Origin of the sequence: Paraburkholderia sp. CNPSo 3281 (assembly GCF_024206515.1) — a bacterium.
GTDB lineage: Bacteria > Pseudomonadota > Gammaproteobacteria > Burkholderiales > Burkholderiaceae > Paraburkholderia > Paraburkholderia nodosa.
The window spans coordinates 36,663-62,418 of sequence record NZ_JAMBPS010000041.1; the positions used below are offsets into that span (position 1 = coordinate 36,663).

Below are 25,756 nucleotides of genomic sequence, written 5' to 3' on the forward strand. Positions count from 1 at the left end.
TTTGACATGCCGCTTGTTATCTGCACCAGCTGCCGCGCTCATCGACAAGAGTAGGACATCGCTTCGCGACTTGCAACGAAAATTTCATTGCAAATAAAAATGGAAAATCTGTTCCATTCGTGTGACACGCTGCCTATAATCGGCTCCGTCGGCATGCCGTGGAATCGAGGCCTGGTAAGGCTTTGCGGCAGTGCGGCAACCAGCCGAGGAAAACAATCATGGCGGATGACACAACCGACGCCGTAGCGGGCGTAGACGAATTGATGCAGCGCATCGCGCAGGAATACGAGGCGCTGCCGCGTCAGCTGAAAAGCATCGCGACCTACATCGAACAGCACCGCGCGAATGTGATGATGGACCGCACTAGTGACATTGCTGCGAGCTGTGGCGTGCATCCTTCGGCGGTGGTGCGCTTCGCGCAGCGCTTCGGTTTCTCTGGCTTCTCCGACCTGCAGGCCGTGTTCCGTCAGGCCTATGCGGGGCAGGGCGCCTCGGCCACGAGCTATCAGCAGCGCATTCGTCAGCTGATCGACGCCAAGGAGGGCGAGGCGAGCCCGGACATGGGCGGCGCCGTGGCGCGCGAGTTCATCGGCGCGTGCCGCAGCGGGCTCGACGAACTCGAAGCCGGCCTCGATGGCGCGCAGTTCGACGAGGCCGTGAAGATGCTCGAGCAGGCGGACAACATCTACGTGATCGGCGTGCGCCGCTCGTTTCCGGTGGCGAGCTACATCGTCTATGCCTTGCAGCACACGCGCAAACGCGTGCATCTCGTCTCGGGGCTCGGCGGCATGTACCACGAACAGATTCGCAGCGTGAAGAAGGGCGACGTGGTGATCGCCATCAGCTTCGCGCCCTATGGCAAAGAGACGCAGTACTGCCTGCGCGTGGCGCAGCAGCATCACGCCAAAACGCTCGTCATCACCGACAGCCAGCTTTCGCCGCTCGCGCGCCACGCGAACGCGCAACTCTATGTGAAGGAGGGGAGCGCGTTCGCGTTCCGCTCGCTCACCAGCACCTTCTGCCTGTGCCAGGCGCTCTTCATTGCGCTTGCGTACCGGCTCGAACTCAACGTGGAAGAATCGACCGACACCGGAGGATACGATGACTAGTGCAGCAAGCGGCGCAGCGACAACGCTGGATGTGGCGGTATTCGGCGCGGGGCGCATTGGCCGCATTCATGCGGGCAATCTCGCGCGCCAGCCGGGCGTGCGTCTGAAGTACGTGATCGATGTCAATCGCGAAGCCGCCGCCGCGCTCGCCGCACAGCACGGCGCGCAGGTCGTGGACGTCGACGCCGCGTTCGGCGACGCTTCGATCGGCGCCACGGTGATCTGCTCGAGCACCGATACGCATTCCGAACTGATCCTGAAGTCGGCCGCGGCGGGCAAGCATATTTTCTGCGAAAAACCCGTCGACCTGACCATCGAGCGCGCACGCGCCTGTGCTGAAGCGGTTCAACGTGCGGGCGTCGTGGCCATGATCGGCTTCCAGCGTCGCTACGATCCCACGTTTGCCGCGCTCAAGACGCGTCTCGATGCGGGCGAGATCGGCACGCCGGAAATGCTGATCGTCACGAGCCGCGATCCGGGCGCGCCGCCGGTGGAGTACATCAAGCACTCGGGCGGCATCTTCAAGGACATGCTGATCCACGACTTCGACATCTTCCGCTGGATTCTCGACGACGAGGCGCTGAGCGTGCACGCCACGGGTAGCTGCCTGTCCGACCCGGCGATTGCCGACGCGGGCGACATCGATTCGACAGCGGTGACGATCCGCACGAAGCGCGGGCGCCTTTGCCAGATCAACACGGCGCGGCGCGCGGCCTATGGCTACGACCAGCGCTTCGAGGTGCTCGGCAGCGAGGGCATGCTGCAGGCGGGCAACATGAAGCCGACCGAAGTGGTCGCGTGGTCGAAGACCGCTGTCGCGCAGGACGTGCCCGAGGCGTTCTTCCTCGAACGCTATCGCGCGGCCTACGCGCGCGAAATGGCGCACTTTCACGAAGCGGTGACGCAGGGCGTGCCGGTTCGCACGTCGGTCGCCGACGGGCTGAAGGCGCTGGAGCTGGCCGAAGCCGCCTCGCTGTCGTGGCGCGAGGGCCGTGTGGTGACGCTGGGCGACTGAAACGGAACGAGCGCAAATCGAGCGCGGATCAAGCGAGGAGAGCAAGGATGCAGGCAATCGATCGTGCCCAGCCGTTGCGCGTGGGCGTGGCGGGACTTGGGAGGTTGGGGCGCCGGCATGCGCAGAACCTGGCGTATCGCGTGCCGGGTGCAACGCTCGCGGCCGCGTGCAGTCCGCTCGAAGCGGATCTCGCATGGGCGCGCGAGGCGCTGCCTGCCGCGCGGCTGTATGGCGAGTACGCCGACCTGCTGGCCGATCAATCGGTCGATGCGGTGTGGCTCGTCACGCCTTCGGCATTGCATGCCGAGCAGATCGTGCAGGCGCTCGAAGCGGGCAAGCACGTGTTCTGCGAGAAGCCGCTCTCGCTCGACGTGGCCGAATGCGAGCGGGTGGTCAATGTGTCGCGTCGTCATACTGACCGCCAGGTGACCATTGGCTTCATGCGCCGCTTCGATCCGAGTTATCAGGATGCCTACGCGAAAGTGCAGGCGGGCGCGATCGGCAAGCCGTTCATGGTGCGCTCGCAGACCTGCGATCTCAACGATCCGGAAGGCTTTTTCGTGCGCTTCGCGCCGAGTTCGGGCGGCATTTTCCTCGACTGCACGGTCCACGACATCGACGTCGCGCGCTGGCTGCTCGGCAAGCCGCGCGCCACGCGTGTGTACGCCGCGGGCGCGATCGCGCTGCACGATGGCCTGCGCGAATCGGGCGACGTGGACAACGGCGTGGCGATTTGCGAGTTCGAGAGCGGGCGTCTCGCGATGTTCTACGCCTCGCGCACGATGGCGCACGGCAACGACACATCGAGCGAAGTGATCGGCACGGCGGGCGCGCTGGCGATAGGCCGTATTCCGCGCGCGAATCGCGTCGATGTCTACGACGCGACGGGCGTGCGCAGCGTTTGCACGCCCACGTTCTTCGACCGTTTCGAAGAGGCGTTCTTGATCGAAGCGCAGGCGTTCGTCGCGGAAGTCGCGGCGCGCAAGGCTGGTGGAGCGGAGCGGGGGAGCCTTGGCGCGACGCTCGAAGACGCCCTGGAGGCCACGCGCATCGGTCAGGCGCTGCGCGAATCGCTGCATACGGGGGCTGCGGTCACGCTGTAAGCCGTGCCGTGATCGGGACCCAAGCGGCGGTTGGCGTGGCTGCGGTAAAATCGACGCTATTGCCAGCGCCGTCTCACGCCGTGACGGCGCGCCACCGAAGGATCCAACCCCGATGCAGATTCAGGTTCACAAGGAAGTGGATGCGCGCGGGCTGAACTGCCCGCTGCCGATCCTGCGCGCCAAAAAGGCGCTCGCCGACATGGAAAGCGGGCAGATCCTCAAGGTCCTCGCGACCGATCCCGGCTCGCAGCGCGATTTCGCCGCCTTCGCGAAGCAAACCGGCAACGAGATCGTGGAAAGCTCGCAACAGGACAAGACGTTCGTGTTCCTGATGCGCCGGCGCTAAGCGCATCGGCAGAAAAAAGGCCCGCATGAGAATGCGGGCCTTTTTCATTTGTGCGGCGCCGGGAGGGCTTGGCCGGGGGGCGCCTTAGCCTTCCAGCACCGGCTTGCGCGTGCGCAGATATTCGTCGAAATCCGCCCCGACTTCCGGGTGACGCAGCGCGAACTCCACCGTCGCCTTCAGGTAGCCGAGCTTGCTGCCGCAGTCGAAGCGCGTGCCGTGGTACTTGTAGGCGAGCACCTGCTCGTCGGCGAGCAGCGACTGGATCGCGTCGGTGAGCTGCAACTCGCCGCCCGCGCCCGGCTTGATCGACTTCAGATGCTCGAAAATGCGCGGCTTGAGCACGTAGCGGCCGACCACGCCGAGGTTCGACGGCGCGACTTCCGGCGCCGGCTTCTCGACGATGCCCGAGAGCTTGACGATCGAGTCTTCCCACTCCTTGCCGTCGACAATGCCGTACGAGCGCGTTTCCGAGGGCGGGATCTCTTCCACGCCGAGCACCGAGCTATGGTAGTGGTCGAACACCTCGACCATCTGTTGCATGACGGGCGGCGTGCCATAGAGCAGGTCGTCCGCGAGAATCACGGCGAACGGGTTGTCGCCCACGAGCTTTTCCGCGCACAGCACGGCGTGGCCAAGGCCGAGCGCCTCGGGCTGACGCACGTAGAAGCAGTCGACGTTGTTCGGCTTGATGTTGCGCACCAGTTCGAGCAGCTTGGCCTTGCCGCGCGCTTCGAGTTCGGCCTCGATCTCATACGACTTGTCGAAATGGTCCTCGATCGCGCGCTTGCTGCGCCCGGTCACGAAGATCATTTCCGTGATGCCCGCAGCCACGGCTTCTTCGACCGCGTACTGGATGAGCGGCTTGTCGACTACGGGCAGCATTTCCTTCGGACTGGCTTTCGTGGCCGGAAGGAAGCGCGTGCCGAGGCCCGCTACCGGGAATACCGCTTTTGTCACTTTCAGCATGTCTTTTGTCCCTGTCCTGGTGCTCGTGTGATGCCGCGGGTGCGGCGCCACGCGTTACAGCCTTTGGCCGATATGGCGCTCAGGCCGGCAACCGCGTGAGTTGCGCGGTCAGCTTGTCCAGCGTTGCCTGGTATTCTGCCAGTCTTTTCTGCTCCTGCTCAACGACTGCGGGCGGTGCCTTTGCTACAAAACTGTCGTTGCCCAGCTTGGCCTTGCACTTCGTTACCTCATTGCCGAGGCGAGCGATTTCCTTCGACAGGCGTTCGCGTTCGGCGGCTACGTCGATCTCCACCTTCAGCACGAGCTTGTCCGTCCCTACGATAGCAACTGGCGCGCCTGCCGAGGCCGCGTCGAGCGCCGCTTCGTCGGCGATGATCTGGACCTCCGAAAGCTTTGCAAGCGCCTGCGCATAGGGCGCGAACGTCGTGAGCCGCGCGGCGTTGCCCGTGGCGAGCAGCGGCACCCTGGTGGCGGGCGAGAGGCCCATTTCGCCACGCAGGTTGCGGCACGCGTCGATCACGGCCTTCAGGTCGGCGGCCCACTGTTCCGCGGCGTCGTCGATCTTCTTTGCTTCCGCTATCGGGTAACGCTGCACCATGATCGATACTGCGCCTTCGGCGGCACCCTCGGGGTATGCGTCGGTGAGCGGCGCCACCTTCTGCCACAGCGCTTCGGTGATGAACGGTATCACCGGGTGCGCGAGGCGCAGCACCGTCTCCAGCACGCGCAGCAGCGTGCGGCGCGTGGCGCGCTGCTGCTCGGGCGTACCCGTCTGGATCTGCACCTTCGCCAGTTCCAGATACCAGTCACAGTATTCGTCCCAGACAAACTTGTATATGGCGTTGGCCACGTTGTCGAAGCGATAGCCCGCGAAGCCCTTCGCGACTTCGGCTTCCACGCGTTGCAGGAGCGAGACGATCCAGCGGTCGGCCTGCGAGAAGTGCGTGTAGCCGCCCGGCTCGCAATCGCCCGGCGCGCAGGGGCCCGGCTTGCTGAAGCCGCAGTCGTGGCCTTCGCAGTTCATCAGCACGAAGCGCGTGGCGTTCCAGAGCTTGTTGCAGAAGTTGCGATAGCCTTCGCAGCGCGCGAGGTCGAAGTTCACGTTGCGGCCGAGCGTGGCCATGGAAGCCATCGTGAAGCGCAGCGCGTCGGTGCCGAACGCGGGAATGCCGTCCGGGAACTCCTTGCGCGTCTTCTTTTCGATGGTCGCGGCCTGCTTGGGATTCATGAGGCCGGTCGTGCGTTTGGCGACCAGCGCTTCGAGGCCGATGCCATCGACGATGTCGATCGGGTCGAGCGTGTTGCCCTTGCTCTTTGACATCTTCTGGCCTTCGGCGTCGCGCACGAGGCCGTGCACGTACACCGTGTCGAACGGCACCTTGCCGGTGAAGTGCGTGGTCATCATGACCATGCGCGCCACCCAGAAGAAGATGATGTCGAAGCCCGTGACCAGCACGGAAGAGGGCAGGAAGGCCTTCAGTTCAGGCGTCTCCTGCGGCCAGCCGAGCGACGAGAACGGCACGAGCGCCGACGAGAACCACGTGTCGAGCACATCTTCGTCGCGCTTCAATGCGTCCGTGTAGCCCTTGGCTTCGGCCTGTGCGCGTGCTTCTTCCTCGCTCTTCGCGACGAAGATTTCGCCGTTCTCGCCGTACCACGCCGGGATCTGGTGGCCCCACCAGAGCTGGCGCGAGATGCACCAGTCCTGGATGTTCTCGAGCCACTGGTAGTAGGTCGTGGTCCAGTTTTCCGGCACGAATTTGATCTGGCCGCTGCGCACCACGTCGAGCGAGGTTTCGGTGATCGACTTGCCGGGGTTGAACGTGCCCTCGGGGGCGGGCTTCGTCATTGCCACGAACCATTGGTCCGTGAGCATCGGCTCGATCACCACGCCCGTGCGGTCGCCGCGCGGCACCATCAGCTTGTGCGGCTGCACCGAGTCGAGCAGGCCGAGCGCTTCGAAGTCGGCCACGACCTGCTTGCGCGCTTCGAAGCGGTCGAGGCCGCGGTACTTTTCAGGTGCGTTGTCGTTGACCTTCGCGTCGAGCGTGAGGATCTCGATCATCGGCAGGCCGTGGCGCTGGCCCACCTGGTAGTCGTTGAAGTCGTGCGCGGGCGTGACCTTCACGACGCCCGTGCCGAACTCGCGGTCCACGTATTCGTCGGCGATGATGGGAATCTCGCGCTCCGCGAGCGGCAGCTTCACGGTCTTGCCGATCAGGTGCGCGTAGCGTTCGTCTTCCGGGTGGACCATCACGGCCGTGTCGCCGAGCATGGTTTCCGGGCGCGTGGTCGCGACCGTGAGGTGGCCCGAGCCGTCCGTGAGCGGATAGCGCAGGTGCCACAGGTTGCCGTTTTCCTCTTCGCTCACGACTTCGAGATCCGAGACGGCGGTGCCCAGCACCGGGTCCCAGTTCACGAGGCGCTTGCCGCGGTAGATCAGGCCCTGTTCGTAGAGGCGCACGAACACGTCGCGCACGGCGGCCGACATCTTGTCGTCCATCGTGAAGTACTCGCGCGACCAGTCGATCGAGGCGCCCAGGCGCCGCACCTGGCCCGTGATGGTCGAACCCGATTGCTGCTTCCATTCCCACACGCGCTCGACGAACTTCTCGCGGCCCAGGTCGTGGCGCGAGATCTTCTGCGCGTCGAGCTGGCGCTCGACCACGATCTGCGTGGCGATGCCAGCGTGGTCCGTGCCCGGCACCCACAGCGTGTTGTCGCCGAGCATGCGGTGGTAGCGCGCGAGGCCGTCCATGATCGTCTGGTTGAACGCGTGCCCCATGTGCAGCGTGCCGGTGACGTTGGGCGGCGGCAACTGGATCGAGAAATTGTTGCGGCCGGGCTCGAAGGTCGCGGCGGCGTAGCCGCGACGCTCCCATTCGGGGCCCCATTGGGCCTCGATCGTCTGGGGCTCGAAGCTTTTCGCTAGCGTGCTGTCGCTCATGGGTGGAATCTGCCGAAAAAAGGATGCGGAAACGCTCGATTATAAGGGGAAGTCCTGTCGGAGCCGACGCGCCAGCCGAGTTGCGGCGACGCGTGGGCCATGGTACGGGCGTTGTGTGCGGGAGGCGCGCCGCGCCGGGGTCGCCCGAGCCGCGGCGTGCGTGCGCACTTATAATGGCGGTCTGCCATTCAACGGCGCGCCTTTGCCGCGCGCCAAGTCCCCGGGGTCCCGCCCTGGGGTCACGCTCCTTTTCAGCCCATGCCCGAACTGCTCGCGAACCTGAACCCCGAACAACTCGCCGCCGTCACGTTGCCCAACGAACCGGCGCTCATTCTGGCCGGGGCCGGCAGCGGCAAGACGCGCGTGCTGATCACGCGCATTGCGTGGCTGATCCAGCAGGGCATGGCCTCGCCCTCGACCATCCTGGCCGTGACCTTCACCAACAAGGCCGCGCGCGAAATGATGGGGCGCCTCCAGGCGCTCCTGCCCATCGACACGCGCGGCATGTGGATCGGCACGTTCCACGGCCTGTGCAACCGCATGCTGCGCGCGCATTTCCGCGACGCCGGCCTGCCGCAGACCTTCCAGATCCTCGACAGCGCAGACCAGCTCTCGGCCATCAAGCGTCTGATGAAGGGCCTGAACGTCGACGACGAGAAGTACCCGCCCAAGAACCTGCAGTACTTCATCAACAACGCGAAGGAGCAGGGTCTGCGTCCGAAAGACGTGGACGTGAGCGACGACTTCAACCGCAAATTCGTCGAACTCTACGAGGCCTACGACCAGCAGTGCCAGCGCGAAGGCGTAGTCGACTTCGCCGAACTGCTGCTGCGCTGCTACGAACTGCTCGCGTACAACCCGCCGCTGCGCGCGCACTATCAGGGGCGCTTTCGCGACATTCTGGTGGACGAGTTCCAGGACACCAACAAGCTCCAGTACGCGTGGCTCAAGCTGCTCGCGGGGCCGGGCAACGCGATCTTCGCGGTGGGCGACGACGACCAGTCGATCTACGCGTTCCGGGGTGCGAACGTCGGCAACATGCGCGACTTCGAGAACGAGTTCCGCGTGAAGCACATGATCAAGCTGGAGCAGAACTACCGTTCGCACGGCCATATTCTCGATGCGGCCAACTACCTGATCGCGCATAACTCGCGGCGTCTGGGCAAGAACCTGCGCACCGATGCGGGCCACGGCGAGCCGGTGCGCGTGTACGAAGCGGCCACCGACTCGCAGGAAGCCGGCTGGATCGTCGAGGAAATTCGCGCGCTGATCAACCAGGGGCTGGCGCGCAACGAGATCGCCATCCTTTATCGCAGCAACGCGCAGTCGCGCACGATCGAGCACACGCTCGTGAATGCGGGCGTGCCGTACAAGGTGTATGGCGGCTTGCGCTTCTTCGAGCGTCAGGAGGTCAAGCATGCGCTCGCGTATCTGCGTCTGATCGACAACCCGAACGACGACACGGCGTTTGCGCGTGTCGTGAATTTCCCCACGCGCGGCATTGGCGCGCGCTCGATCGAGCAGCTGGCGGATGCCGCGCGCCTCTACAACTGCTCGATGGCTGCGGCCATCCCGTACGTCACGGGCAAGGCGGGCACGAGCCTCGGTTCGTTCGCCAATCTGGTCGCGAAGATGCGCGCCGAGACCGCCCAGATGAGCCTGCCGGAAACCGTCGAATACACGGTGCGCATGAGCGGTCTCGCCGAGTTCTACCAGAACGAGCGTGAAGGTCAGGACCGCCTCGAGAACTTGCAGGAACTCGTGACCGCGGCCACGGCGTTCGTGAGCGAAGAAGGCTACGGCCTCGACACGCCCGCGCGCTCGGTTCCGCTGCGCCCGGGCGCGAGCGCGGTGCCCGAGATCGTCTCGCAGGACGGCGAGATCGAAGTGCTCGACGCGCCCACGATCACCGACCCCGCGCAGAACCCCGACGTCATGACGCCGCTCGCGGGCTTCCTCTCGCATGCGTCGCTCGAAGCCGGCGACAACCAGGCGCAGGCAGGCCAGGACGCCGTGCAACTGATGACGGTGCACGCGGCGAAGGGCCTCGAATTCACGGCGGTTTTCATGACCGGTCTCGAAGAGGGCTTGTTCCCGCACGAGAACAGCGCGATGGAAGCCGACGGCCTCGAGGAAGAGCGCCGCCTGATGTACGTGGCGATCACGCGTGCGAAGGAGCGGCTCTATATCTCGTTCGCGCAGAGCCGCTTGCTGCACGGCCAGACGCGCTACAACGTGCGCTCGCGCTTTTTCGACGAACTGCCGCAGGAGTCGCTCAAATGGCTCACGCCCAAGGTCGAGGCGGGCGCGCGCTGGGGCGGACGTTCCGACAACGCAGGCTGGGGCCGCGACTGGTTCTCGCGTCCGGGCGGCGGCAGTGGCGGAGGCAGTGGCAGCAGCGGCGATGGCAGCCGTCGCGAACGCGACGCCTATATCGCGGACAAGAGCCCGGCGCCCGCGTTCGCCAACGAGCAGCGCGCCGCCGAGACGGGCTTCCGTGTCGGCCAGGGCGTGTTCCACACGAAGTTCGGCGAAGGCACGATCACGGCGCTCGAAGGCAGCGGCACCGACGCCAAGGCGCAGGTGCGCTTCAAGCGTCACGGCGAGAAGTGGCTTGCGCTGGCGGTGGCCAAGCTGCAGCCGGTGGAGTGAGCGCGCGTCAGCCTCAAACGACTCAGACGGAAATCATTCGAAGATGAACCTCTCGATCCAGGCGGGCGGCACGACCGCCCGCCCGCTCGGCGTGCTCGCCGCGCTGCCCCAGGAACTCGGCGATCTGATCGCGGCCATGCAGGCCGAATCGGGTGTCGTGACGCGCACGTTCGGCCGGCGTGACTATCACCTCGGTACCGTGCACGGCGCGCCGTGCGTGGTGACGCTCGCGCGTGTCGGCAAGGTGGCCGCCGCCGCCACCGCGAGCGCGCTGATTCACGCGTTCGATGTCGAAGCGATCGTCTTTACGGGTGTTGCCGGCGGCGTGGGTTCGGGCGTCCACGTGGGCGACGTGGTGGTGGGCGAAACGCTGCTCCAGCACGACATGAACGCCGAGCCGCTATTCCCGCGACACGAGATCCCGCTGCTCGCGCGCTCGCGCTTCGATGCCGATCACGCGTTGGCGCAGGCGCTCGCCGCCGCATGCGAGCGTTTCATCGCGGAGGAGGGGCCGGAGTTGACCGCGCGCTTCAAGGCCGCGTTGCCGCGCCTCGAGACGGCGTTGCCGCAGGTGCATCGCGGGCTCGTGATCAGCGGCGACCAGTTCGTGGCGAGCGCGGCGGCCGTGGGCGCGCTGCGCGCGCTGCTGCCCGATGCGCTCGCTGTCGAGATGGAAGGCGCGGCGATCGCCCAGGTCTGCCACGAGTACGACGTACCGTGCGCGATCGTGCGCACGATCTCCGACACCGCCGACGAGCACGCGAGCACCTCCTTCTCGAGCTTCCTCACCGATATCGCGGGCACGTACTCGACGGGCATCCTCAAGCGCTTTCTGGCGGGGTACCGCCCGCTCGCACGCTGATCGGGCGCATGCGCAGGCCTCAGCTGTCGCCTGCGCTCACCGCCTCGCGAATCGACTGCAGCGCCGAGGCATCCTCGATGGTCGGCAGGTCGCCCGGGTCGCGCCCTTCCGCGAGCGCCGCGATCGCGCGGCGCAATAGCTTGCCGGAGCGCGTCTTGGGCAGCATCGGCACGAAGTGCACGCGCGCGGGCCGGCCGATCGCGCCGAGCTGGCGGTCCACCGTCGCGGTGAGCGAAGCCGCGAGCTTCTGTGCATCGGCGGGACTGGCTGCCGCATTCGCGTCGCGCAGCACGACGAACGCCAGCGCCGCCTGACCCTTCACCGCGTCGTTCACGCCCACCACAGCCACTTCCGCGACTGCCGCGTGCGACGAGATCGCTTCTTCGATTTCGCGCGTGCCGAGGCGATGGCCCGCCACGTTGATCACGTCGTCGGTGCGGCCGAGGATCGTCACATAGCCGTCGCTGTCCTGCACGCCCCAGTCGAAGGTCGAATACACCTGCTGGCCGGGCACGCTTTCCCAGTACGTTTTCACGAAGCGCGCGTCGTCGCCCCACACGGTCTGCATGCAGCCGGGCGGCAACGGGTAGCTAAGCGTGATCACGCCTTTCTCGCCTTGCGCGCAGGGCTCGCCCGTATGTTCGTTGCGCAGCACGAGGTCGTAACCGTAGCAGGGCACGCCCGGCGAACCGAGCTTTTGCGGCAGCGGATCGACGCCGCGCTGGATGGCCAGCATCGGCCAGCCGGTCTCGGTCTGCCAGTAGTTGTCGACGACGGGTTTGCCGAGCGCCTCGGAGATCCATGCGGCCGTGGGCTCGTCGAGCGGTTCGCCCGCGAGAAAGAGCGTGCGCAGGCTCGAAAGATCGGCGCAGTGCAGGAGCGCCGGGTCCTGCTTCTTGAGCACGCGAATGGCCGTCGGCGCCGTGAACATCAGGTTGATGCGGTGCTGCTCGACGAGGCGCCACCAGATGCCGCCGTCGGGGCGCACCGGCGTGCCTTCGTACATCACCGTGGTCATGCCCGCGAGCAGCGGCGCATAGATGATGTAGCTGTGACCCACCACCCAGCCGATGTCCGACGCCGTGAACATGGTGTCGCCGGCGCGTCCTTCGAAGATGTATTCCATCGATGCCGCGAGCGCCACCGCATAGCCGCCCACGTCGCGCTGCACGCCCTTGGGTTTGCCCGTCGTGCCCGAGGTGTAGAGAATGTACGAAGGCTCGTTCGATTCGAGCCACTCGCAGGAAATCTGCACGTCGTAGTGCTGCTCGCGCAGCGGCTCGTAGTCGACGAGATACGGCGCGTTCAACCGCTCGGGCGCGAGCTGGCGGTCGATCAGCAGCACCTTGGGTGGCGCGAATTCGGCGCGCGCCATGGCTTCGTCCACGAGCGGCGTGTAGTCGATCACCTTGCCGCCACGCGCGCCGGCGTCGGCGGTCACGAGCAGCGCGGGCTTCGCGTCGTCGATGCGCGCAGCGAGGCTCGGCGCGGCGAATCCGCCGAACACCACCGAATGGATTGCGCCGAGGCGCGCGCAGGCGAGCATGGCGAACACGGCCTCGGGAATCATCGGCAGATAGATCAGCACGCGCTCGCCGCGCCTGACGCCGAGCGAGCGCATCACGGCGGCCATGCGGTTCACTTCGGCGTGCAGGTCGGCGTAGGTGTAGCGCCGCTCGATGCCGGTCTCGGTCGAGACATAGACGAGCGCGTTCTGGTGCGCGCGCGACGGGAGGTGACGGTCCACGGCGTTGAAGCACAGGTTCGTGCGGCCGCCGCAGAACCAGCGCGCGAACGGCGGGTTCGAGCGGTCGAGCACCTGGTCGAACGGCGTCTCCCAATGGATGCGCTCGGCCTCGCGGCGCCAGAAATCGTCGGGATTCGCCACCGACTCGCGGTGAAAATCGCGGTAACGCATGACTACCTTCCTCCCGTGCTGATGGTGCAGGCTGCCGCCGCAACCGGCCTATGCCATTGGCCGGATCTGGCGCAGTTTTTCAGGATAGTGCAGCGCAATGCGCGCGGGCAACGCGGGTTCTCCCGCGGGTCGTCCCGCAGATTTCTGGGTAGCGGCGCATGCGGCGCGCCCGCCGGGCTCGCGCAAAGCCCGCGCAGTCCGTGCGCGGCGCTCAGCCGCCGATTTCGGGATGCTCGAGACGCGGCAGCGGTGCGACGCGCCAGCGGCGCAGCCACAGCCGTGCGGCATCGACAGTCGCATCGAGTTGCGCGCGCACCGTGCTCGACAAGCCCGCGCCGTAACAGTCGCTGCCTTGCGGCTGCACGCCGATCAGCACGATTTCGCGCGGCGAGCGGCCGCTCAACTGCGCGCAGGCGAGCGCGGCGGCGAAGCCCATGCCGGGCCGGCTCGGACGGCGCCTGTAGAGGTGCTCGGCCGCCGCATCGCCGGTGAGGACGCGCAGCGCGCCCGGCTCGAGCCCGAAATCGATTGCGGTGAGCACGATCAAACGCTGCGTGGATTCGACGACGGGCAGCAGCGCACTGCCGCGCGTGCCGCCTTCCACGAGTTCGACCTGCGCGGGGCATTGCCAGGTCGCCTTCAGCCGCTCGAGCGCGAGCACGCCCACGCCGGCGTCGCCCCATTGAACATTGCCTAGGGCGAGCACGACCACCCGTTGCGGCGCGTGGGCCTGGCGCTTCGCGAACCCGGTCAGTGCGCGGCGCGCGAAGGCGCGCACCGCGCCGTCGTCGCGCGTTGTCCGCGGTATGGCGCCGATTTCGTGAAGTCGATGGAGGCGAAGGATCACGTTGATGGCTGGCTGGGAGAGTGGGGAATAGGAATAATCCGAGTAATTCGGCAAATTTCCGTTGATATGGATCAATCGATATAGGCTTTAACGTGATAAAGACAATGTTTTGCAATGCTCATCGATTCGCTGTCGGCGCACTGTGCGGCGATCGCTAACACTCCGTGTGCGCACAGCAACAAAAAAGGGAACGTCAAACTGGCGTCCCCTTTTTGCGTGCGCTTTTGCGTAGCCCGGCTGGCGGTACGCGCTGTCACTGCTCCATCACGTGCCCGGTTTGACGACCACCGTGCAGGTCGTGCCCGCGGCGAGGACCATGTCGTCCGGCACCTTGTCGATGTGGATGCGCACCGGCACGCGCTGCGCGAGGCGCACCCAGTTGAAGGTCGGGTTCACGTCGGCGAGCAGCTCGCGGCTTTGCGGATTGTCGCGGTCGTAAATGCCGCGCGAGATGCTCTCGACGTGGCCCTCCAGCGTGCCGCCGCTCATCAGCTTGATGTCGGCCTTGTTGCCCACCTTCACGTGCGGCAGCTTGGTTTCCTCGAAGTAGCCGTAGACCCAGAACGAATGGCTGTCCACCACGGCAAGCTTGGCCTGGCCCGAGATCGCGTAGTCGCCCTGGAACACCTGCAGGTTCGTGATGTAGCCGTCCACCGGCGAGACCACGCGGGTACGTTCGAGATTGAGCTTTGCGGCGTCGAGCGCGGCGATTGCCTGCTGGTACTGCGCCTGTGCCGAGTTCGCCGTATGCGAGGCGTTTTCGCGGTTTTCGGCCGAGACGACTTCGCTGTCCATGTCGGCGCGGCGGCGCGCGTCGTCCTGGCGCATCGTCAGCTCGGCCTTGCGCGCGGCCACGGCGGCCTCGGCCTGCTCCACGGCGATCTGATAGTGCGACGGATCGATCTGCATGAGCAGGTCGCCCTTGTGCACGAACTGGTTGTCCTTCACGGGCAGCTCGACCACGGCGCCCGAGACGTCGGGGGCGACGTTCACCACTTCGGCGCGCACGCGGCCGTCGCGGGTCCACGGCTCGTCCATGTAGTGAACCCACAGGACGCGCCCGACCAGAATGGCGACGACGAAGATGATGGCCGTCGCGATAAAGCCAATGAGGTTGCGGATTGTCATGATTCGGTTGATTCGTTCAGCGACGCATTTAGTGATAGACCGCGAGACCGAGCACGCAGCATACGACCACGAGCAGGCTCACGCGAAAGAGGGATGGGTGCCACACGACGCGGTAGAGACCGGTTCTGGCCAGTACGGAATCGAGCACCCAGGTGATCGCCGCGCCCAGAATGAAGAGCAGCACGATCGCCGGGATATAGGCGTCGAGAAACGCGACGTCACGAGGCATGGTTGGCTCCTTGGCTCACGCCAGGGTTCGCGCTTTCCTTGCCCGCATACGCCGCGAGCGGCGATTGCGGATCGATCAGCGCGGTGCGGATGAAATGCAGATGGCTCTGGATGCGCTGCAACTGGTGGCGCTCTTCGCGCGGCGGCGCGTCGCCACGCTCGGTGGCGTTCGTCGCTTCAGGCTTCCACATGCCTTGCAGCACGGCCTGGCTTGCGTCGATGGCGCGCGCCGTTGCCGCAAGCGCGTCGCGGTAGCGCGCCTCGCTCGGGCGATCGAAGAGTGCGCTCACGGCCTTGAGCGTCGCGTCGATCGCCACGCGCCATGCGGTTCCCTGCGCGTACTGCGGATGCGTGGGCAAGGTGGCGAGTTCGTGGCGCAGATCGAGCGCGGCGTTGCCCACTTCGAGCGTCGAGAAGAGCCAGCGCAGCGTGTCGCGGCGTTGCGCGTCGTCGTTGCCGGCGATCGCCGAGAGCTGGAACATCAGGTCGCGCGCGCCGCTCTCGAAGCGGTTGCGCAGTCCCTTCAGGCGCGCGCGGCAAGCCTGCACGGCGCCGCCGCGCAGGTCGGCGAGCAGACGCCGGCGCAGCCACGGCGTGGAAGGCGGCAGGAGCACGGCGAACGCCAGTGCCGAGACCGCCATCGACGCGATGAGTGCGAGCGCGTCGTTCATATAGCTACTCGGGTTGTACTGCACGAGGTTGTCCGGCCCCGCGAGAAAGCACAGGAAAATGCAGTAGCCCACGCCGTAGCCCGCGTACTTCGGGCGCGTCGTGAGGAACACGCCGAGCGCGAGCGCAGGGGCGAGCGCGACGCACAGCATGACGAAACCGTCGATATGCGGAAACACGCCGAATGTGAGAATCATGCCGACGACCGAGGCGAGCACGGTGCCGAGCGCCATCTGCGTCGCCATGCGCGAGGGCTGCGGCGCGGACGATGCGAGCGCACAGGTCGCGGCGGCATTGAGCACGAGGTTCGTGCCGCTCGGCCACGCAGTGGCGATCCAGAACGCGCCGAGCAGCGTCATCACGATGGCGGCGCGCAGGCCCGCCACGCCCGCCGCGATCAGGTTCGTCTTCGGCACGTAGCGCGCGATCCATTTTTCGCGCGAGTGCGTATCGACGGCGAGCGACGCGTAGGTGGCCGTGTACTCGGTCATCTCGTGCACGAAGCGGTAGAACAGTTCCGTGGCGGTGTCGAAGTCGAGCAGGCGCGCATCGCCTTGTGCTTCGAGCCCGGCGCGCGTGGCGCGCACGCGCTTCGGCAGCGCCGAGCGGTAGTCGTCGAGCTGTTTCGAGACATGCGTCGCGTCGGCGGCCGTGAGCACCGGCTCACCCGCTTTGGCGAACAGCGGCGCGATCTCGCGGAAGTACGGTTCGAGCGCAGCGACGGTGGCCGGGGAGCCATCCGCGCGCAGACGGTTCATCAACTGATGCAGCGCGTGAAAGCGCGTGGAGACCGTCATGAACTCGGTGTTCAGGCGCGCGAGACGCCCCGAGCGCATCCGCGCGTCGGGCGACTCGAACACGGCCATGCTGCGGCTCGCTTCGAGGCCCACGACGTCGGCGACGAAGCGCGCATTGCTCGCTTCGATATGCGAACGATCGATACGTCCGGCAAGCGCCGCCGAAACGTAGTCGACGAACGACGAGAAACGGCGCCGCACGCTCGAGCGCAGCAGCTCGCCCGTAAACTGCGGAAACACCACGGCGCTGACGAAGCCCGAGCAAAGGATGCCGATCGAGATCTCGCCCACGCGCGTCATCGCCGACATGAACGCGCCGTCGGGATGCTGCGAGGCCGGAATGCCGATCAGCGCCGCCGTATAGCCCGCAAGCACGAAGCCGTACGAGCGGAAGTTGCGGTTGCGCGCGGCGCCCGCGGTGCACAGGCCGACCCACAGCGCCGTCGAGACGATGAAGAGCTCCGGCTGCTGCGCGAAGAGGCCGATCAGCGCGAGCATCACGACGAGGCCCACGAGCGTGCCGCACAGCCGGTAGAAGCTCTTTGCGAACACGGGACCGCTTTGCGGCTGCATCACGATGAACACGGTGGTCATGGCCGTGCGCGGCTGCGGCAGATCGAGCTTCATGGCGATGCCGAGCGCGAGCAGCGCAGCGGCAATCGCCTTAAAGAGATAGATCCAGACGAGGCCGTCGGTACGTGCCCAGTCGGCGAGCGCGGCGTAGAGGCTTTGGCCGCCCGGCTGCGAGGGTGAGGAGGTGGACGCTTGCATTGTCGGCTGCCTCAGTGCGCCGCGCCGGTTGCGCCGGCGTTGCCGGACGCGCTTGCATCGGCGGCGTCGGGTCCGGACGAAGCGTGCGAGCCGCGCGGCGCGAGCAGCGCCGCGGGCATGAGCGGCACGTCGCGCGTCTTCTTGCCGTGCGCGGGGAGTTGCTCGGCTTCGGTCGGGCCTTTCGCTGCGGCATCGCTCGAGGCGTCGATCATGCCGCCGCCGAGCGCCGCGACGAGCGTGGCGTGCGCGGCCAGCCGCTCGGCCTGGATGTGCGCGACGCCTTCCTGTGCGCGCAGCAACTGCGTTTGCGCAATCAGCACGTTCACATAGTCGGTCAGGCCCCGGCGGAAGCCTTCCTGCGCGAGATCGTAATTGCGCTGCGCGGCGGCGACCGAGCGGTGCGCGTCGTCTTCCTGGGTCGCGAGCGAGCGCATGCGCACCACTTGATCGGCGATTTCCTTGAGCGCGGTGACGATCGTCTGGTTGTACTGATCGACAGCGATGTCGTACGCGGCGGACTGCGCGCCGAGTTGCGCGCGCAGGCGTCCGCCGTCGAAAATCGGCAGCGAGAACGCGGGGCCGCCCGCATAGCTGCCGCTCATCGACTTGAGGAACTGGAACAGCGGGCCGGCCGCCGCGTAGCCGCCCATCGAGACGAGCAGGTTCACGTTCGGATAGAAGTCGGCCTTCGCGACGTCGATGCCGCGCGCCTGTGCGGCGACGAGCCAGCGCGCCGCGACCACGTCGGGGCGATAGCCGATCAACTGGGCGGGCAATGCCGAGGGCAGGCCCGCGGGCGCGGCGAGCGAGAGCGCAGGGCGCTCGATCGACTCACCGGCGCCCGGGCCCTTGCCCGCGAGCGCCGCGAGCTGGTTCTTGCCGAGCGCGATGGATTCTTCGAGCGCGTCGATCTGGCGTTCGTACTCGGGCAGCGGCGTTTGCGCCTGGCTCACTTCGAGCTGGGTGCCGATGCCGCCCGCCAGGCGCTTTTGCGCGAGCGCGAGAATGCGCTGCTGCTGGCCGAGCGTTTGCTTCGCAATGTCGAGCAACGCGTAGTTCATCGACATCTCGATGTAGGTGCGCGTGACATTGACTTCGAGTTCGAGCTGCGCCGCGCGCGCATCGGCGGCGCTGGCGTGCGCGACGTCGAGCGCGCGCTCGGCGTTGTTCTTGTCCTGGCCCCAGAGGTCGAGGTGATACGACAGGCCGAGCGTAGCCGTGTTGTTCCACGTGTTTGCGCCCGCGAGCGGTCCCGGCCCGTAGTAGACGTTGTCGGACCATTGCTGGCGCTGGATGGACATGCTGCCGTTGATTTGCGGCAGGAGCCCGGCCTGGGCCACGCCCACCATCGAGCGCGCTTCGCGCACGCGCGCCTGGGCGGCGGCAAGCGAGGGGTTGCCGGCCACGGAGGCTTCGATCCAGGCGTTCAGTTGAGGGTCGTTATAGCCGCGCCACCAGTCGCTGGCGGGCCAGCCGGCGTCAGTATTGGCCGCGCGGATCGCCGAGCCGGCGTCGAGTTGCGCGGCTTCGGCCTGTTTCGCTTGCGGTGCGATGCCCCCGGTACTGGCGCAGCCCGCGATTATCAACGAGAACGTAAGAACCGTGAGTGCGGCTAGTCCTTTCGGTACCGGAGACTGCACGATTTACTCCTTATCTTGGCTATGAATCACTGTGCGTCATTATATTTTTTGCGGGATTGATGAATAACCGGTAAGGATGCAAGGCATTTTTACGAAACATGAGACAATCGATCTTGCGAAATATGAAACAATTCGTGTGTCAGATAGAGGATTGGTATGGATACGCTTCAAAACATGCGTGTATTCGTCCGGGTGGTGGAAGCGGGCAGCTTCACGGGCGCGGCGCAATACCTGAACACGACCACGGCTTACGCTTCGCGCGCGGTTTCCGATCTGGAGGCGCACCTGCGCACGCGCCTCCTGAACCGCACGACGCGCCGCATCGCGCTCACCGAGGCGGGTGAGCGCTACCTGCAGCGCTGCGAGCAGATCCTCGCTTACGTCGATCAGGCCGAAGCGGAAGCCGGCGACGCGCATGCGCGCCCCTCGGGCAAGCTCAAGGTCCACGCGATGACGAGCTTCGGCCAGCACTATGTGGTGCCGGCGGTGGGGCAGTATCAGCAGCTCTATCCGGACGTGCACGTGGAACTCACACTCGCGCAGCGCATGCCGGATTTGCTCGACGAGGGCTACGACGTGGCCCTCGTGGTCGCAACCGATCTGCCGGATTCCGGTTTCGTGTCGCAACGGCTCACGAGCGCGTTCAGCATCGCGGTTGCCTCACCGGCGTATCTGGAAAAGCGCGGCGTACCGCAAAAGCCCGCCGATCTCGCGAACCACACCTGCCTGCAGATGGTGACGCCCGTGTTCCCGACCGCGCAGTGGCAGTTCACGGGCCCCGAAGGCGAGATCACGGTCGATCTCGGCCCGGCGACCTTCCAGGTGAACGTGGCGGAGGCGATGGCGGTGGCCGTGCGCGAGGGCATGGGCGTGGGGCTGCTGCCGATCTATTCGGCGATCAGCGGTCTGCGCAGCGGCGCGCTGCAATGGATCCTGCCGGAGTACAAGTCGCAGGAGATGAACGTCTTTGCGGTGTACCCGTCACGCCAGTATCTCGACGCGAAGATCCGCACATGGGTCGAGCTGTTGCGCGAGAGCATGCCTTCGACGCTCGCGCGGGATCAGAACGAACTGCGGCAGTTCGCGCGCACCTGAGGCGGCGGCGCTTGCGCCCGGTCAAAGGGCGCGCGCGGGCTGTGACGGCCTGTTACAGCTTGCGCAGATGGCAACACTTCCTTACGCCCGGCGGCGCGGCAGCTTGGTAAGGTAGCGGGACTGTTTCACGCAACCTCTTTTTGCCAACACCGGGAACTCGAATGGATACGCATCTGATGATCGGCATCGCCGTGATGATGGGCCTGATCGGCATCGCGGCATCGCGCGATCTGCTGCGCATGCGCCGCGCGCAGCTTCAGCCTGTGACGCTGCGCGTGCGCCGCGACGACGCACGCATGCACTAAGGCTGCGGGCGCGTTCGCCTCGCTAGACTTCCACCACTTTGTCCCACGCAAAGGCCGGATTCTCCGGCTGCCCCGTGCGGCGGTCACGATAGCCGCGCGGATTGCACACCACGCGCGTGCCGTTGACCGTGTAGTCGAAGCACGTATGCGTGTGGCCATGTATCCATAGCGCGACTGGCGCGCGCACCAGCGCGTCGAGATCGCTCACGAATCCCGCCGACACCCGATCTTCCGCGTAGCGCGGCGCGAGGCTCTGCCTGTGCGGCGCGTGGTGTGTGACGACGATCGTCTCGCCCGCGAAGGGCTTCGCCAGTTCCGCTTCGAGCCACGCGCGCGAACGCGCATGGAGCGCGAGCGAGTCGGCCGGCGTGAAGTCGCGCGCGAGCGCTTGCGGGCTATCCGGCCAGGACACCTGGATCAATCCGCGAAAGTCCAGCATCACGCGCATCGCAGCCGTAATGGCGGCTTCACGCGCGGCGTCGTCGGCGCCGAAGAGTGCGAAGTCGGCCCATAGCGTCGTGCCGAGCACGCGAAAGCGGCCCGCCGGATCGACGTATACGCCGTCGTTGAGGAAGTGCACGTTGTCGAGCGTGGAGGCGGCGTCGCGCATCGCCGTTTCCAGCGCGCCGAGATCGCCGTCGTAGTACTCGTGATTGCCGGGCACGTACAACACCGGCACCTGCGGATCGAACGTTTCCGCCGCCCAGCGCAGCCCGAGCCCATGATTGTGGATGTCGCCCGCGAGCACGACGAGATCGGCCTGCGCATGCGGGATCGTGTCGGGCTCGTCGTTTTCCAGATGCAGGTCGGACAGCACGCGGATCTTCAACACGATGTCGGCTCCTTGCGTCCCGCGCGTTCAGCGCAGCACTTTCCCCGGATTCATCAGGTTCAGCGGATCGAGCGCGGTCTTGATCGCGCGCATCAGCGCGAGTTCGACCTCGCTCTTGTAGTGCATGTTCTCGTCGATCTTCAACTGCCCGAGGCCGTGTTCCGCGCTGATCGTGCCGCGATGGCGATCCACGCTGTCGTAGACGATGCGGTTCAGCGTCTTCTCGTTTTCGGCGAGGAAGCGCTTCGGGTCGCCGCCTTCGGGCGCCTGCACGTTATAGTGCAGATTGCCGTCGCCGAGATGGCCGAAGGTGACCATGCGCGCTCCGGGCACCGCGCGGGCGATTCCGGCGTCGGTTTCCTCGATGAAATGGCCGATGCGCGAGATCGGCACGCCGATATCGTGCTTGATGTTCAACCCTTCCTGCGCCTGCGCGAGCGGAATGTGCTCGCGGATATTCCAGAACGCCTGCGACTGCGCGAGGCTTTCCGCGACCACGGCGTCTTCCACGAGACCTTGTTCGAGCGCTTCTTCCATGAGCCGCTCGAAGAGCGCGCGCGCGTGTTCTTCGCTTTCGTTGTCCGACAGTTCGAGCAGCACCACCTGCGCGTGATGCTCCGCGAACGGATAGCGCAGTTGCGGGAAGTGACGGCCGACGAGCGCCATGCAGAAGTCCGACATCAGCTCGAAGCCTGTGAGCAGCGGCCCGGCGTAGCGCTGTGCGAGCGCGAGGAAGTCGAGCGCCGCATGTGCCGAGCCGAGCGCGGCGAGCGCGGTGACGCGCGCGGCCGGCAGCGGATGCAGCTTCATCACCGCGGCGGTGATGATGCCGAGCGTGCCTTCCGCGCCAATGAAGAGGTCGCGCAGATCGTAGCCGGTGTTGTCCTTGCGCAGCCCGCGCAGACCGTCCCAGATCTCGCCTTGCGGCGTCACGACTTCGAGACCGAGACACAACTCGCGCGTGTTGCCGTAGCGCAGCACGCCGGTGCCCCCCGCGTTGGTCGAGAGATTGCCGCCGATCGTGCAGCTGCCTTCGGCCGCGAGCGAAAGCGGGAACAGTCGGCCCGCATCCTTTGCGCGCGCCTGCACTTCCGCGAGGATCACGCCGGCTTCGACGGTGATCGTGTTGTTGTGTGGATCGATTTCGCGCACGCGGTTCAGGCGGCGCAGGCTCAGCACCGCCTGGTTGCCGCTCTCGTCCGGCGTCGCGCCGCCCGCGAGGCCCGTGTTGCCGCCTTGCGGCACGAGTGCCACGCGATGCTCGTGCGCGAGCTTCACGACAGCGGCGACTTCCTGCGCATTGGCCGGGCAGAGCACGGCGAAGGCCGCGCCCTGGTAGCGACGGCGCCAGTCGGCGAGGTAGGGCGCGGTGTCGTGCGCGTCGGTCAGCACGTACGGCACGCCGATGGCGGCGACACAGGCGTCGAGAAAGGCTTGGCAGGCGGTCGGGGTGAAGTCGGTCATGGTGTCTCGAAAATTCGCGCCTGGGCTGGGCTGCTCGCGGCGCGATTGTCGTGAAATCGCGAGGCTCAAACGGTTAGTTTGACACGGCGATAGCCTTCACGCAGTGCTCGCGAACAAGGCGGTTGCGGCGTGGAAGGAGTCGCTTAGGCCGACTCGCGCTTCGCGGGCTTTGCGGCACGTTTCGCGGCGCGCTTGTACGGCGCGACATAGGCAAGCGCACATGCGAAGAAGCCTAGAGCCAGCGCGACTTCCACCCAGCCTAGCCGGTTGCCCGGCGCGGGATCGGTCATGCCGCGCACGATGCCTTCCGCGAAGTAGAGCAGCACGAGCATTGCCGCCCATTGCAGCGTGTAAAGCCTGCGTCGCAGCACGCCAGGCAGGGCGATGGCGAGCGGCACAGCCTTGAGCACGAGCGCGCTGCCGCCGGGGCGCAGCGGTGCGAGCCGCCATTCCCACGCGATGCACAGCAGCGTGAGCGCAGCGAGCATCGCAAAGGCGCCGAGCGCGGCGCCGCGACGCTGGGCGATGGGCTCAGTGACGCCGTCCACACGGGTGTTCACAGCCGCTGGCCCTCCCCGGTGGTCGCGAGCGCGAGCGCCGCGCGCGCAAGCCGCACGCCCAGCGCGCTCGCGAGCATCTTTTCGTCGGCGCTCAAACCGTGGCCGCGCGCGTCCTGGCGCGCGTGATGCGAGGCGCCGTAGGGCGTGCCGCCGCCCTGCGTGGTCGTGAGCGCGCTTTCCGTGTAGGGGATGCCCACGAGCAGCATGCCGTGATGGAGCAGCGGCAGCATCATCGAGAGCAGCGTGCTTTCCTGGCCGCCGTGCAGGCTGCCTGTCGACGTGAACACGCAAGCGGGCTTGCCCGCGAGCGCACCCGAAAGCCACTGCGGCGTGGTGCCGTCGAGAAAGTACTTGAGCGGCGCGGCCATGTTGCCGAAGCGTGTGGGCGAGCCGAGCGCGAGACCCGCGCATTCTTCGAGGTCGCGCAGCTCGACGTAGGGCGGGCCGTCGGAGGGGATGTCGGGCGCGGTGGCCTCGCAGACCGTCGAGACGGGCGGCACCGTGCGTACGCGCGCTTCGGCGCCGGGAACACTGTCGATACCCTGGGCGACGGCGCGCGCGAGTTCGCGCGTTGCGCCATGCCGGCTGTAATAGAGCACAAGAATCGGTTTCATCGGGCCTCGTCGGTGGACGGGATATTATAGGGGTTGGGTCTGCCGCCGCAGCGGCGCAGCGGCGAGCGAGGCGCGCGTCACGTGCAAAGCATGGGCAAATAGGTACACTGCGTGCGCGCGGAATCTGCGGCAAAACGCGGCGTCAATCGCGGCAGGAAGAAGCGGCATCAAGAAAGCGCGGCAATCAAAGTGTTCACGGTGGCGAGGAAAGCGGGCCAATGGATGTGCTGTCGAGGGTGAAGATCGATCTGGACATCGTGAAGCGCCTCGCGCGATTCGCGGCGCGGCGCAGTCGCGAAGATCGCATTCCGCAGGTCGCGGGCAGCCTTACGTTCACCACGCTGCTCTCGCTCGTACCGCTCGCCACGGTCGCATTCGCACTCTTCACCGCGTTCCCGATCTTCGCTTCGTTCCAGAACTCGCTGCAGGCCTTTCTCGCCGACCACCTCATGCCGGCGCAGATCAACAGCCAGATCTTCAAGTACCTGAATCAGTTCGCCTCGAAGGCCAAGGGTCTCACGACGATGGGCATGATCGTGCTCTTCGTCACGTCGGTCATGACGATGATGACCGTGGAGTCGGCCTTCAACCTGATCTGGCGCGTGCGCAAGGCGCGGCCGTTCGCGCAGCGCGTGCTCGTCTACTGGGCCATCCTCACGCTCGGGCCGATCCTGATCGGCGTGAGCCTGTCGATCTCCTCGTATGTGTTCACGCGTTCGGCCGTGATCGCGACCGAGCAGCACGTTTCGGGCATCCTCGACTGGATGCTGTTCGGCGCCTCGCTGCCGCTCACGGCGCTCGCGTTCACGATGCTCTATGTGTATCTGCCGAACTGCCGCGTGCAGTGGCGCGACGCCCTGGTGGGCGGCATTGCCGCGGCGATCGCCTTCGAGGCGGCCAAGCGCGGCTTTGGCTATTACGTGCGGCGCATTCCGACCTACACGGCGGTTTATGGCGCCTTCGCGGCCGCGCCGATGTTCCTGCTGTGGATGTACCTGAGCTGGTTCATCACGCTCGTGGGCGCGATGATCACCTCGGCGCTGCCCGAAATCCGCACCGGGCGCTTCGACCGGCCGCGCTTTCCGGGCAGCGATTTGCTCGACGCGCTCGAACTGCTCGCGGGTCTCGCCGATGCGCGAGCGGCGGGCGAGCCGGGCCGCACGACCGAACAACTCGCGCAGCTGCTGCGGCGCGACCTGGCCACGGTAACGCGCCTGATCGACGGCCTCGAAGAGGATGAACTCGTGGGGCGTCTCGAGCAGGAGGAGCGCGCGAAAACGCTGTTCCTGCTGATCGGCAATCCCGCGCGGATTTCGGTGACGCGCATCTTCGACCGCTTCGCGATCGATCGCAAGGAACTGTCGTATCAGCTCAAGTCGAGCAGTATCGACGCGCACCTGCTGCTGGGTGCGCTCGATAACGACAAGCTCTCGATTTCACTCGCGTCGCTGCTCGCGACGCGACGCTTCCCGGCGCTCACGGAGGAACATCCGCCGGTGCTCCCGCATCCGGCGGCGTGACGATGCGGCGCGCCCATGGGAGGCGCGCCGTCGCATCGGATTCGATCAGAGGGAAATCTTGCCGCGGCAGATATCCGCGAACATGACCCAGTCGCCCATCAGGCTGTAGATGGGGTGACGGAAGGTGGCCGGGCGGTTCTTCTCGAACTTGAAATGTCCGACCCATGCGAAGCCGTAGCCGCACACGATGGCAAGCGGCAGCCAGAGCCAGTTGCCGGTGGCGATCGCCATGCAGACGAAGCCGATCACGCCAAGCGAGCCGATGAAATGCAGCCGCCGCGACATGATATTGCTGTGCTCGCTCAGGTAGAACGGATAGAACTGCGCGAAGCTCGAAAAATGCTCGGTATGCGTGGTGGGTTGCATCG

The 25,756-nt window shown here is 66.2% G+C and carries 22 protein-coding genes; 9 read left to right on the top strand and 13 right to left on the bottom strand.

Annotation, left to right across the window (positions count from 1 at the left end):
• Positions 1 to 218: 218 nt before the first annotated feature.
• The 4 genes from M3I56_RS29570 to M3I56_RS29585 all read left to right on the top strand — a co-directional run bounded on the left by M3I56_RS29570 (position 219) and on the right by M3I56_RS29585 (position 3,573).
• Positions 219 to 1,109 carry a MurR/RpiR family transcriptional regulator gene (locus M3I56_RS29570; protein ID WP_254356967.1) on the top strand — a complete coding sequence of 297 codons (891 nt, stop codon included), beginning with the start codon at positions 219 to 221 and terminating at the stop codon, positions 1,107 to 1,109.
• Entirely contained in the window at positions 1,102 to 2,124 is a 1,023-nt protein-coding gene (gene iolG, locus M3I56_RS29575) for an inositol 2-dehydrogenase (protein ID WP_254356968.1), read from the top strand. Before M3I56_RS29570 ends, iolG begins: the two co-directional genes overlap by 8 nt.
• Before the next feature lie 47 nt (positions 2,125 to 2,171).
• Entirely contained in the window at positions 2,172 to 3,227 is a 1,056-nt protein-coding gene (locus M3I56_RS29580) for a Gfo/Idh/MocA family oxidoreductase (protein ID WP_254356969.1), read from the top strand.
• A 118-nt stretch (positions 3,228 to 3,345) separates the two neighbouring features.
• Positions 3,346 to 3,573: a sulfurtransferase TusA family protein gene (locus M3I56_RS29585; protein WP_028208042.1), complete on the top strand. Its 228-nt coding sequence runs from the start codon at positions 3,346 to 3,348 to the stop codon at positions 3,571 to 3,573.
• Between the two features lie 84 nt (positions 3,574 to 3,657).
• Here the strand turns inward: M3I56_RS29585 and galU are convergent, their stop codons facing one another.
• Together galU and M3I56_RS29595 are read right to left on the bottom strand one after the other, a co-directional pair.
• A complete protein-coding gene (galU, locus tag M3I56_RS29590) occupies positions 3,658 to 4,539 on the bottom strand; it encodes a UTP--glucose-1-phosphate uridylyltransferase GalU (protein ID WP_028208043.1) in 882 nt (293 codons plus the stop codon).
• Positions 4,540 to 4,618: 79 nt separating this feature from the next.
• Complete coding sequence (locus M3I56_RS29595) at positions 4,619 to 7,486, bottom strand: valine--tRNA ligase (RefSeq protein WP_254356970.1); 2,868 nt, start codon at positions 7,484 to 7,486, stop codon at positions 4,619 to 4,621.
• Between the two features lie 258 nt (positions 7,487 to 7,744).
• On the opposite strand from M3I56_RS29595, the gene M3I56_RS29600 reads away from it, so the two are divergent.
• Together M3I56_RS29600 and M3I56_RS29605 are read left to right on the top strand one after the other, a co-directional pair.
• Positions 7,745 to 10,138: a UvrD-helicase domain-containing protein gene (locus M3I56_RS29600; RefSeq protein ID WP_254356971.1), complete on the top strand. Its 2,394-nt coding sequence runs from the start codon at positions 7,745 to 7,747 to the stop codon at positions 10,136 to 10,138.
• 43 nt (positions 10,139 to 10,181) lie between these two features.
• Positions 10,182 to 11,000: a 5'-methylthioadenosine/adenosylhomocysteine nucleosidase gene (locus M3I56_RS29605; RefSeq protein WP_254356972.1), complete on the top strand. Its 819-nt coding sequence runs from the start codon at positions 10,182 to 10,184 to the stop codon at positions 10,998 to 11,000.
• A 19-nt stretch (positions 11,001 to 11,019) separates the two neighbouring features.
• On the opposite strand, the gene M3I56_RS29610 is transcribed toward M3I56_RS29605, so the two are convergent.
• The 6 genes from M3I56_RS29610 to M3I56_RS29635 form a co-directional block, all read right to left on the bottom strand.
• Positions 11,020 to 12,918: a propionate--CoA ligase gene (locus M3I56_RS29610; protein ID WP_254356973.1), complete on the bottom strand. Its 1,899-nt coding sequence runs from the start codon at positions 12,916 to 12,918 to the stop codon at positions 11,020 to 11,022.
• A gap of 211 nt (positions 12,919 to 13,129) precedes the next feature.
• Positions 13,130 to 13,765 (bottom strand): hydrogenase maturation protease, encoded by a 636-nt coding sequence (locus tag M3I56_RS29615; RefSeq protein ID WP_254356974.1) that lies wholly within the window; start codon positions 13,763 to 13,765, stop codon positions 13,130 to 13,132.
• 264 nt (positions 13,766 to 14,029) lie between these two features.
• Complete coding sequence (locus tag M3I56_RS29620) at positions 14,030 to 14,893, bottom strand: HlyD family secretion protein (RefSeq protein WP_254356975.1); 864 nt, start codon at positions 14,891 to 14,893, stop codon at positions 14,030 to 14,032.
• Between the two features lie 28 nt (positions 14,894 to 14,921).
• Positions 14,922 to 15,122: a DUF1656 domain-containing protein gene (locus M3I56_RS29625; RefSeq protein ID WP_028208049.1), complete on the bottom strand. Its 201-nt coding sequence runs from the start codon at positions 15,120 to 15,122 to the stop codon at positions 14,922 to 14,924.
• Complete coding sequence (locus M3I56_RS29630) at positions 15,112 to 17,358, bottom strand: FUSC family protein (RefSeq protein WP_254356976.1); 2,247 nt, start codon at positions 17,356 to 17,358, stop codon at positions 15,112 to 15,114. The genes M3I56_RS29625 and M3I56_RS29630 overlap by 11 nt, the downstream gene beginning before the upstream one ends.
• Before the next feature lie 11 nt (positions 17,359 to 17,369).
• Complete coding sequence (locus M3I56_RS29635) at positions 17,370 to 18,998, bottom strand: efflux transporter outer membrane subunit (protein ID WP_254356977.1); 1,629 nt, start codon at positions 18,996 to 18,998, stop codon at positions 17,370 to 17,372.
• Between the two features lie 156 nt (positions 18,999 to 19,154).
• Between M3I56_RS29635 and M3I56_RS29640 the strand changes: the two genes are divergently transcribed.
• Both M3I56_RS29640 and M3I56_RS29645 read left to right on the top strand, forming a co-directional pair.
• On the top strand, positions 19,155 to 20,093 hold the full coding sequence (locus tag M3I56_RS29640) for a LysR family transcriptional regulator (protein WP_254356978.1): 939 nt from the start codon (positions 19,155 to 19,157) through the stop codon (positions 20,091 to 20,093).
• A gap of 161 nt (positions 20,094 to 20,254) precedes the next feature.
• Complete coding sequence (locus tag M3I56_RS29645; protein WP_199272076.1) at positions 20,255 to 20,398, top strand: hypothetical protein; 144 nt, start codon at positions 20,255 to 20,257, stop codon at positions 20,396 to 20,398.
• A 22-nt stretch (positions 20,399 to 20,420) separates the two neighbouring features.
• On the opposite strand, the gene M3I56_RS29650 is transcribed toward M3I56_RS29645, so the two are convergent.
• The 4 genes from M3I56_RS29650 to wrbA form a co-directional block, all read right to left on the bottom strand.
• On the bottom strand, positions 20,421 to 21,227 hold the full coding sequence (locus tag M3I56_RS29650) for a metallophosphoesterase (protein ID WP_254356987.1): 807 nt from the start codon (positions 21,225 to 21,227) through the stop codon (positions 20,421 to 20,423).
• A 30-nt stretch (positions 21,228 to 21,257) separates the two neighbouring features.
• A complete protein-coding gene (locus tag M3I56_RS29655) occupies positions 21,258 to 22,694 on the bottom strand; it encodes an FAD-binding oxidoreductase (protein WP_254356979.1) in 1,437 nt (478 codons plus the stop codon).
• A 143-nt stretch (positions 22,695 to 22,837) separates the two neighbouring features.
• Entirely contained in the window at positions 22,838 to 23,182 is a 345-nt protein-coding gene (locus M3I56_RS29660; protein WP_051481968.1) for a DUF2069 domain-containing protein, read from the bottom strand.
• A gap of 68 nt (positions 23,183 to 23,250) precedes the next feature.
• Positions 23,251 to 23,868, bottom strand: coding sequence for an NAD(P)H:quinone oxidoreductase (gene wrbA, locus M3I56_RS29665; RefSeq protein ID WP_254356980.1), 618 nt, complete (start codon positions 23,866 to 23,868; stop codon positions 23,251 to 23,253).
• Between the two features lie 218 nt (positions 23,869 to 24,086).
• Here wrbA and M3I56_RS29670 point away from each other — a divergent pair, with 218 nt between their 5' ends.
• Positions 24,087 to 25,388, top strand: a complete 1,302-nt coding sequence (locus tag M3I56_RS29670; protein ID WP_254356981.1) for a YihY family inner membrane protein — start codon at positions 24,087 to 24,089, stop codon at positions 25,386 to 25,388.
• Positions 25,389 to 25,433: 45 nt separating this feature from the next.
• Here the strand turns inward: M3I56_RS29670 and M3I56_RS29675 are convergent, their stop codons facing one another.
• Entirely contained in the window at positions 25,434 to 25,754 is a 321-nt protein-coding gene (locus M3I56_RS29675) for an Mpo1-like protein (protein ID WP_028208056.1), read from the bottom strand.
• Between the last annotated feature and the right edge of the window lie 2 nt (positions 25,755 to 25,756).